This window comes from Novosphingobium sp. B-7, from assembly GCF_000410615.1.
In the GTDB taxonomy this organism is placed as follows: domain Bacteria; phylum Pseudomonadota; class Alphaproteobacteria; order Sphingomonadales; family Sphingomonadaceae; genus Novosphingobium; species Novosphingobium capsulatum.
Map to the genome: position 1 here is coordinate 1 of NZ_KE148376.1, position 351 is coordinate 351.

Genomic DNA, 351 nt, shown 5'->3' on the forward strand with positions numbered 1-351 from the left:
GCCAGGCCGGCGATGACCTGGAGCCGATCCTCGCCGGGCTGCCCGCAGGGGCGCGCATCGGCCTGATCGCGATCGATGAAACCGGGGCGGTGGTCGCCGCGCGCAATGCCGACGCGCGCATGGTGCCAGCCTCTACCACCAAGCTGTTCACCACCGCGGCGGCCCTGGCGCTGCTGCCCGCCACCGATCAGCCCGATACCACCGGCGGTGCCAGCGTCTCGCTGGAGGGCCGCGCCGACCGGCCCGATGTGGTCCTGCGCGGGCATGGCGATGCGCGCCTGTCTTCTGCTCCTGATTGCGCGGTCGATTGCCTGGCCACCCTGGCCGATGCCGTGGCCGCGCACACCCATC

Annotated in this window: 1 protein-coding gene; it reads left to right on the forward strand. The window is 72.9% G+C overall.

Features of this window, described 5'->3' with window-relative positions; all coding sequences use genetic code 11:
• The coding region (locus H926_RS27980) for a D-alanyl-D-alanine carboxypeptidase (protein WP_043609850.1) at positions 1 to 351 on the forward strand (351 nt) is incomplete at both ends.